The sequence below is a fragment of the Alistipes sp. HGB5 genome, from assembly GCF_000183485.2.
Taxonomy (GTDB): Bacteria; Bacteroidota; Bacteroidia; order Bacteroidales; family Rikenellaceae; genus Alistipes; species Alistipes finegoldii.
This window is the reverse complement of sequence record NZ_AENZ01000069.1, coordinates 89,933-98,666: the sequence shown is the minus strand read 5'-3', so window position 1 is coordinate 98,666 and position 8,734 is coordinate 89,933. Positions and strand designations below refer to the sequence as shown.

6 protein-coding genes are annotated in these 8,734 nt (G+C 60.1%); 1 reads left to right on the top strand and 5 read right to left on the bottom strand.

Going from position 1 to position 8,734, the window contains the following annotated elements:
* Positions 1–44: 44 nt before the first annotated feature.
* On the bottom strand, positions 45–2,498 hold the full coding sequence (locus HMPREF9720_RS12065; protein ID WP_009598585.1) for an ATP-dependent Clp protease ATP-binding subunit: 2,454 nt from the start codon (positions 2,496–2,498) through the stop codon (positions 45–47).
* A 185-nt stretch (positions 2,499–2,683) separates the two neighbouring features.
* Positions 2,684–3,727, bottom strand: a complete 1,044-nt coding sequence (locus HMPREF9720_RS12060) for a hypothetical protein (RefSeq protein WP_139022497.1) — start codon at positions 3,725–3,727, stop codon at positions 2,684–2,686.
* Between the two features lie 506 nt (positions 3,728–4,233).
* On the opposite strand from HMPREF9720_RS12060, the gene HMPREF9720_RS12055 reads away from it, so the two are divergent.
* Positions 4,234–4,986: a hypothetical protein gene (locus tag HMPREF9720_RS12055; RefSeq protein ID WP_009598605.1), complete on the top strand. Its 753-nt coding sequence runs from the start codon at positions 4,234–4,236 to the stop codon at positions 4,984–4,986.
* 69 nt (positions 4,987–5,055) lie between these two features.
* Here the strand turns inward: HMPREF9720_RS12055 and HMPREF9720_RS12050 are convergent, their stop codons facing one another.
* The 3 genes from HMPREF9720_RS12050 to aspS all read right to left on the bottom strand — a co-directional run bounded on the left by HMPREF9720_RS12050 (position 5,056) and on the right by aspS (position 8,722).
* Positions 5,056–5,550 carry a metallophosphoesterase family protein gene (locus HMPREF9720_RS12050; protein WP_009598657.1) on the bottom strand — a complete coding sequence of 165 codons (495 nt, stop codon included), beginning with the start codon at positions 5,548–5,550 and terminating at the stop codon, positions 5,056–5,058.
* Positions 5,551–6,825, bottom strand: coding sequence for a replication-associated recombination protein A (locus HMPREF9720_RS12045; protein ID WP_009598594.1), 1,275 nt, complete (start codon positions 6,823–6,825; stop codon positions 5,551–5,553).
* 139 nt (positions 6,826–6,964) lie between these two features.
* Positions 6,965–8,722 (bottom strand): aspartate--tRNA ligase, encoded by a 1,758-nt coding sequence (gene aspS, locus HMPREF9720_RS12040; RefSeq protein ID WP_009598649.1) that lies wholly within the window; start codon positions 8,720–8,722, stop codon positions 6,965–6,967.
* Positions 8,723–8,734: the final 12 nt, after the last annotated feature.

The window sequence follows — 8,734 nt, the reverse complement described above, 5'->3', positions numbered from 1 at the left end:
GAAACCGGTCTCTTTCAACGGGAAGATGGGAAATCGACCGTCTGTCATGCCACGCGTATCCGGACGCCGTGCGGCTTGCCCGATTCGACGACGACCGTGTCGCCTTCGTGCAACTTGCCGTCGATAATCAGGGTCGAGAGCGGTTCCTCGACGTTGTCCATCAGTGTGCGCTTGAGCGAACGTACGCCATAGCGCGATTCGTAGCCCATGGCTGCCAGACGGCGTTTGGCTCCGTCGGTGATCTTCACCTTGTAGCCCAGCCGGCGCGTGTGCTCGAAGAGTCCCTGCAGCTCCAGCTCGATGATCCGCTCCACGTCGGAGAGCTCCAGCGTGCGGAACAGCACGATGTCGTCGATGCGGTTGAGGAACTCCGGCGCAAAGGTCTGTTCGAGGGCTTTGCGGTACTCGCACTGCGGGGCGGCGACCGCCGTGGCGCTCTTCGAGACGGTGCTGTAACCCACCTGCACCGATTTCTGGACCACGTTGCGCGACCCGACGTTCGAGGTCATGATGATGATCGTGTTGCGGAAGTCCACCCTGCGGCCCGAACCGTCGGTGAGGTGTCCCTCGTCGAAGATCTGCAGCATGGAGTTGAAGACTTCGGGGTGCGCCTTCTCGATCTCGTCGAACAGCACCACGGAGTAGGGCTGGCGGCGGACCGCTTCGGTGAGCTGGCCGCCCTCGCCGTAACCGACGTATCCCGGAGGGGAGCCGATCAGACGTGCGACGTTGTGCTTCTCGCCGTATTCGCTCATGTCGATGCGGATCAGCCCCCGGTGCTCGTCGAACAGCCACTTCGAGACCTCCTTGGCCAGCAGGGTCTTGCCCACGCCCGTGGGACCCACGAAGAGGAAGACGCCGATCGGACGGTTTTCGTCCTTGAGTCCGGCGCGCGAGCGGCGGATCGTGCGGGCGATCTTCTCCACGGCCTCCTGCTGTCCCACCACGCGGCGTGCGAGGTGGTCGTAGAGCATCTGCAGGCGCGTCATCTCGCCGCCCGATATCCGTTCGGCGGGAATACCCGTGATCGAGGTGATGACCTGCTGGATGTGTTCCGCAGTGACCTCTACGGGGTTGGTCTCCAGCGACCGCTGCCATTCGGCACGGGTTTCGCCCAGTTTGGAGCGGAGCGCGATTTCGCGCATCCGCGCCGAGGCGGCTTTTTCGTAGACCAGCGCTTCGACCGCTTCGCGGCGTTCGCGCTGCGCGTCGGTGAGCGCCGTCTCCATTTCGCGCAGCTCGGCCGGTTCGCGCGCCGACTGCAGGTGTATGCGCGAGCCAGCTTCGTCCATGACGTCGATGGCCTTGTCGGGGAAGAAGCGGTCGGTGATGTAGCGGCCCGTGAGGGTCACGCACGCCTGCAGGGCCTCCTCCGTATAGCGCACCTTGTGGTGGCGTTCGTAGTGGGGCGCGATGTTGCGCAGGATTTGGAGCGTCTGATCGGGCGTAGTAGGCTCCACTACGACCTTCTGGAAGCGGCGTTCGAGGGCCGAGTCGCTCTCGATGTTCTCGCGGTACTCGTCGAGCGTGGTGGCGCCGATGGTCTGCAGTTCGCCGCGCGCCAGCGCCGGTTTGAGGATGTTGGCCGTGTCGAGACTGCCCTGCGTCGAGCCTGCACCCACGATGGTGTGTATCTCGTCGATGAAGATGATCGTATCCTTGGCCTTGCGCAGTTCGTCGAGCAGCTGCTGCATGCGCTCTTCGAATTCGCCGCGGAATTTCGTGCCGGCCACCAGCGACGAGACGTCGAGCGAGAAGAGCGTCTTGTCGGCGATGGTGTAGGGCACTTCGCCGCGTGCGATGCGCAGGGCGAGTCCCTCGACGATGGCGCTCTTGCCCACGCCGGCTTCGCCGATCAGGATCGGATTGTTCTTCTTGCGGCGCGAAAGAATCTGGACTACGCGCTCGATCTCCTGCTCGCGCCCCACGACGGGGTCGATTTTGCCTTCGCGGGCCATGCGCGTGAGGTTCACGCCGAATTTGTCGAGCAGGTGCGACGAGGTTTTCTCTTCGGGTTTGTTCTCTTCGTTGAAGTCGAGCATGTGCACCTGAATTTCGGTGCGGAAGTCGTCGCCCACGGCGAACTTCTTGAGGTCTTCGTCCACTACCGTACCCGTTATGCCGTACATCTCCAGTACGCGCGAGGTAGCCGTCGTGCGGTCGCCGACGATGGCCCGCAGCGCGTGGGCCGTCGAAACGCTCCGTGCGGCGCCCGAACAGGCCCGCAGCTCTTCGGTGAAGGCGCGGTAGAACTCTTCTGGGGATTGGGTCGTGCTCTGCTGCCCGGCGAGCATTTCGCGTTCGATGCGCAGGCGTATCTGGTAGAGTTCCCAGTCCTTGAGACGGGAGGATAAAAGCTGGTAGGCGAGCGATCCCTCCTCGCGGAGCAGTTCCAGCGTGAGAAAGTCTTTGAGCGAGTGGTCGAGACCGGCCTTGGTCGTATTAAATGCCGCCCGGGCTATGATAGCCTCGAGCGTCTTCGAGATCTTGATTTGCATGTTGCGTCGTCATAAAATTAATAATTTCAACTTCTGATTCTTCGACTAACTAACGACGTACATGTGGTAAATATTATGTTAAGTTATTTGGCCTTCCATATTCGGCTGTCTCTGAACGTCTTGCCCCTGAAAAAACACGGACCGTTCCTGCCTGAAACGGTCCGTATCGTGTTCTGAAAGGGTTTTTACTCTTTTACGCAGCGCATCGACATGCCTTGCGAACGGGCGTCCTTGCTCACTTTAAAGGTCCGTTTGCCGTTGACGATGAACATGTACTGGCCGTAGAGTTCGGGGTATTCCTCGATGTTGGCGCTGGCTTTTCCCGCGGTGCCGATCCACATGCCGCCGTAGGGATTCAGCTCCTGATGGTCGAGTCCGCCCGATGCGTAGACGCGCGTGCCGGCGGCGGGGAACCACTGGCCGTTCTGCGTGGCGCCGTGGTTGGTGTCGTCCCACGTCATGTCGGCGTAAACCAGCCACGCATAGGGCGTATTTCCGTCCTTGTCGCAGGTCGGCACCTTGTAGCCGACGGGACAGGGGTCGTAGATGGTTTTCTTGCCCGATACGCCGCCCCAGTAATCGTCGTTCGAAACGTCGGTCCAGTCTTTGGTCCGGTAGTCGTTCAGCACGATTTCCTGTCCGTATTCATCCGTTTCTCCGGTGAAATTGTAAGTCATGGCATAGAATACCGCCGGATTGCGGAGCGACTTTGCGATCGTTCCGTGGTATTCGGCGCGGGTGCGCATTTTGGGAAGTTCTTCGTTGAGGATGTTGTAAATGGGGCGTTCGCCGTCCACCTGATAGCTGTAATCCTCGTTGATTATGGTGAACGTTCCGGCCGAGGTGAAGGGGTCTTTGCGTCCCCACTGGTAGATCATGCCGTGGCAGTCGAAGCTGTCGGGGGCGTTGGTCGTGGCGCCGACGTTGCGGTCCATGAAGGTCCATGTCGTGCCCGAAGCGTTGGCCGGGGTGGTGTAGAGCGATGCGGCGGGATCGTAGTCGGCGATCCACAGGTGCCAGCTCCAGAGTATCTCTCCGTCGGCGCCGCAGGCCGCGACGACGGCGTTGCCGCTTGTGCCCGGAGCGGTCACGGCGACGATTTTTTTCTCCTTGGAGACGTAATAGATGTCCTGAATCAGATTTTTGGCGTCTTGCCAGACGAGTTCGGCAGTGACGGGATTGCCGATGCTTTCGGTCGTGGAGTTGCCTTTGTACTGCGCGTCGAACACGACCGTGCCGCCCGGTTTTACGATGTAGCAGTTTGCGGTTCCGGCGGCGGAGAGATCGACCGCATTTTCGGGGACCTTTACCTCAGTTTCCCCCCCCCTCCTTTTCCGGGGTCGTCGTCGCTGCAGGCGGCAGCGATACACATGCTCAGGAGAGCTGCGAATTTGAAATAGGATTTTCTTATCATACCGATATTGGTTAAATAAATGATGATCCCCTACCCTTCGGGATCGAATCGGGTGTTCCGGGGACGCGGGTATGCCGGGCGACATCTGTAATTCCCCTGCGGTAGCGGGATAAATGCTACGGAATAACCCGGCCGTCCTCCATGCCTGTTTGCGCAGGATATGGTCCAAATATAATAAATTTTTGCCGGATTATGCTTTTCGGACGTTAAAAGCGGCAAAGTATCCGATAATTATAATATATTTGTATATCCCATCAATCCCTCTTGAAAATGATAAAGTTCTTTTTTGCGTTCTTGTTTTTGTCTGCGGGCTGTGCGTGTATGGCTCAGGACCGGATTCACACCAAAGACGGCCGTGTGATCGAATGTAAGGTTTCCGATTCGAGCAACCGGGCCGGCAACGTTTTCTTTTTTCCTGCGGACGACCCCGAAACGTCGCATTTTATTCCCGTGACCCAAGTCGATTATCTTGAAATCGGCGACGAGCGGGTGGTGCGTACGCCGAACGACAAACTGAAACCGGCCGAGACCCGTTTCGGACTGAAAGCGCCCGCCTTGCCGCACATGCTGGGTGCGACGTACGATTTCCTTTCGAATACATATGTGCATACGCACGGGGCGACGGTTTCGTATGCCTATTTTTTCGACGGCAGGAACGGCATTCATGCCGAGTTGGCCTATCGCAGTCTGGAGAGTGCTTCCGCTTCCGAAAGAAGAGCAGATCCGGGTACCTCAGTCGATATTTTCGCGGTGATTCCGCATTACGAGCGCCGTTTTTACATTCAGCGTATGGGATCGTTCTATTTCGTGCGCGGAGGTTTGGGCGTGAATGTCTATACGGCTTCGATTCTGACGGATGTCGGGAAGAGCCGCGAAGGCTTGGCGGCTCCGGTCGTCAGTCTCGCCTTGGGACTTGATTTCCGGGTATCCCGCAACCTTTATCTGGAGGTTGCTGCGCGGTATATCGGTGATTTCGCCTCTTGGAATTTCGGATATGATTCTGAACCCTTGCTCGCTAACGAGGGCTTTTTCGGCGGGTTCTCTGTCGGATTGCGTTTCGGATGGGGCCGTTAGGCGGCGGACTTGTCAAGTAGTAACAAAATATGCGGCGTCATCACGCCGCATATTTTGTTCCCGCTCCTGCTATCTCCGCGGCCATTCGCCGACCTCCATGTCGCGCATGTCGGCGCCGTCGATGACCAGTCGCACGGCGGTGCGGACTTTGTGGAACCCGTACTCTCCGGCGGCGCCGGGATTGACGTGCAGCAGGTCGTAAACCGGGTCGTAGGCGACTTTGAGGATGTGCGAGTGTCCGGCGATGAAGAGTTTCGGGCGCAGGGACTGGATCTTCGCCACGGCGCGCGGGTCGTAGCGGCGCGGGTAGCCGCCGATGTGGGTCATCAGGACCCGGACCCCTTCGCATTCGAACGAGAGGAAATCGGGGTATACGCGGCGCGTAAGGCCGCCGTCGATGTTGCCCGATACGGCCCGCAGGGGCTTGAACGCGGCGATGGCGTCGGCCAGTTCGAGCGACCCGATGTCGCCCGCGTGCCAGATTTCATCGACGTCCTTGAGGAATTCCCGCAGCGTGCCGTCGAAGGTGCCGTGCGTGTCGGATATGATGCCGATCTTTTTCATTTACTTGTATTTGTCGCGCCAGAGTTCGCGCATGCGTTCGGCGATTTTCGCTTCGGTCGCGTTGCCGGTGTTGGGTTCGTAGAATTTGGTGCCCGCCAGCGTGTCGGGCAGAAATTCCTGTTCGGCGAAGTTGCCTGCGAAATCGTGGGCGTATTTGTAGCCTTTGCCGTAGCCCGCCTTGTCCATTAGCTTGGTCGGGGCGTTGCGTAGGTGCAGCGGCACGGGGCGGTTGGTGGTGTCGTGTTCGACCAGCGACATCGCCTTGTTGATCGCCATGTAGGCCGAGTTGCTCTTGGGACTGGTGGCGAGGTAGATCGTCGTCTCGGCCAGCGTGATGCGCGCTTCGGGCATGCCGATCTTGTGCACCGTGTCGAAGCAGGCGTTGGCCAGCAGCAGGGCGTTGGGGTTCGCCAGTCCGATGTCTTCCGAAGCGAGGATCACCAGCCGCCGGGCCAGAAAGCGCGGCTCCTCGCCCCCGGCCAGCATGCGCGCGAGGTAGTAGATCGCGGCGTTGGGGTCGCTGCCCCGCACCGACTTGATGAAGGCCGAGATGACGTCGTAATGCTGTTCGCCGTTTTTGTCGTACAGTGCGATATTCTGCTGGAGACAGTCGGTGACGTATTGGTCGGTGATGGTCAGCTTGCCGTCGGTCGCCCCGGCGAGGATGTCGAGGATGTTGAGCAGTTTGCGGGCGTCGCCGCCTGAGAATTTGAAGAGCGCGCCGGTCTGCCGGACTTCGACTTCGCGGGCCTTGAGTTCCGCGTCGGTCGTGAGCGCACGGTCCAGCAGCGTCTGCAGGTCCTTGTCCTCCATCGGGCGGAGAATGTAGACCTGACAGCGGCTCAGCAGCGGCGAGATCACTTCGAACGAGGGGTTTTCGGTCGTGGCGCCGATCAGCGTCACGGTGCCCTGCTCGACGGCGCCCAGCAGCGAATCCTGCTGCGATTTGTTGAAGCGGTGGATTTCGTCGATGAACAGGAACGGCGGCTTGGCGTCGAAGAAACGCTGTTTCTTGGCCGACTCGATCACCTCGCGCACGTCCTTCACGCCCGATGTGACGGCCGAAAGGGTGAAGAAGGGGCGTTCGAGTTGCGTGGCGACGATCTTCGCCAGCGTGGTCTTGCCCACGCCCGGAGGTCCCCACAGGATGAACGACGGCACGTTGCCCGTCTCGAAGAATTTGCGGAACACCCCGTTTTTGCCCACGAGATGTTCCTGACCGATGTAATCGTCGATGGTCTTCGGGCGCAGGCGTTCGGCTAAGGGTGCTGACATGGTTCGAAATGTGTTTTGCGATTCAAAAATAGGTATTTTTCCCCGGATAGGCAAATGCGGTGCCGCGAAAAGCGGGGACGAAAAACGGAGCGCCGCGATCGAGCGGCGCCCCGTGGGTATCGTCTGTTCCGGATTCCGGTTATTTCTCGGCGGGTTTCACCAGCGAGAGGCACAATTCGTCCAGCTGGGCTTGGTCGATGCAGCCCGGTGCGTCGAGCATCACGTCGCGGCCGGCGTTGTTCTTCGGGAAGGCGATGTAGTCGCGGATCGAATCCGAGCCGCCGAACAGCGAACACAACCGGTCGAAGCCGAAGGCGAGACCGCCGTGAGGGGGCGCGCCGAACTTGAAGGCGTCCATCAGGAAGCCGAAGCGCACCTGAGCCTCTTCGGCCGTGAAGCCCAGCACCTCGAACATTTTGGCCTGCAGTTTCGAGTCGTGGATACGGATCGAACCGCCGCCGATCTCGGTGCCGTTGCAGACGAAGTCGTAGGCGTTGGCGCGTACGCGGCCGGGGTCGCTGTCTATATACTGTACGTCCTCCAGCTTGGGCGAGGTGAAGGGATGGTGCATGGCGTAATAGCGCTGCGTCTCGTCGTCCCACTCGAAGAGCGGGAAGTCCACGATCCAGAGCGGCGCGAACTTTTTCGGGTCGCGCAGTCCCAGCTGCTGGGCCACTTCCAGACGCAGGGCGCAGAGCTGCGTCAGCGTCTTGAACTTCTTGCCGCAGAGGATGAAGACCATGTCTCCGGCCTTGGCGCCGCAGCGGTCGGCCATCGCGCGGACCTCGTCGGGCGTGTAGAACTTGTCGATCGAAGATTTCACGCCGGACTCCTCGACGCGGATCCAGATCAGCCCCTTGGCGCCGATCTGCTGGCGCTTGACGAACTCCGTCAGGGCGTCGATCTGCTTGCGCGTGTAGACGGCGCAGCCCGTTGCGGCGAATCCGGTGACGTATTCTGCATCGTCGAAAACCGAAAAACCGTGGCCTTTCGCCAGATCGGTGATGTCGGCGAACTCCATGCCGAAGCGCAGGTCGGGTTTGTCCGAACCGTATTTCTCCATCGCCTCGATCCACGGCATGCGGCGCAGCGGTTCGGTCAGTTCGATGTCCATCACCTCCTTGAACATGTGCTTGGCCCAGCGTTCGAAGATCTCCAGCACGTCCTCCTGTTCGACGAACGACATTTCGCAGTCGATCTGTGTGAATTCGGGCTGACGGTCGGCGCGCAGGTCCTCGTCGCGGAAGCAGCGCACGATCTGGAAATATTTGTCGTATCCGGCCACCATGAGCAGCTGCTTGAGGGTCTGCGGCGACTGGGGCAGGGCATAGAACTGGTTGGGACTCATGCGGCTGGGAACCACGAAGTCGCGGGCGCCTTCGGGCGTCGAGTTGACCAGATAGGGGGTTTCGATTTCGAGGAAGCCCTCCGAGTCGAGGAAGCGGCGGATCTCCTGCGCCATCTTGTGCCGCAGGATCATGTTGCGCTGCAGGGGCGGACGCCGCAAGTCGAGATAGCGGTATTTCATGCGCAGGTCGTCGCCGCCGTCCGACGTCTCCTCGATGGTGAAGGGAGGAACTTCGGCCTCATGGAGCACGACGACCTTCTCGGCTGCCACCTCGATGTCGCCCGTGGCCATCTTGGGGTTCTTCGACGAACGTTCGACGACCTTGCCGGTCACCTGAACGACCCATTCGCGGCCCAGCTTGCAGGCCGTTTCGCGGGCTTCGGCGGGCGAGTGCTCCTCGACCACGATCTGCGTGATTCCGTAACGGTCCCTGAGGTCGATGAAGGTCATGGCGCCGAGGTTGCGGACTTTCTGCACCCACCCGGCTAAGGTGACGGTTCGGTTTACGTCGTCGGCTCTCAGACAGCCGCACGTATGGGTTCTGTACATAGGAAATATGGT

Coding starts and splice junctions, on each gene's coding strand:
- HMPREF9720_RS12055 (WP_009598605.1), top strand. CDS start 4,234: ATGGCTCAGGACCGGATTCACACCAAAGACGGCCGTGTGATCGAATGT.
- HMPREF9720_RS12050 (WP_009598657.1), bottom strand. CDS start 5,550: ATGAAAAAGATCGGCATCATATCCGACACGCACGGCACCTTCGACGGC.
- HMPREF9720_RS12045 (WP_009598594.1), bottom strand. CDS start 6,825: ATGTCAGCACCCTTAGCCGAACGCCTGCGCCCGAAGACCATCGACGAT.
- HMPREF9720_RS12065 (WP_009598585.1), bottom strand. CDS start 2,498: ATGCAAATCAAGATCTCGAAGACGCTCGAGGCTATCATAGCCCGGGCG.
- aspS (WP_009598649.1), bottom strand. CDS start 8,722: ATGTACAGAACCCATACGTGCGGCTGTCTGAGAGCCGACGACGTAAAC.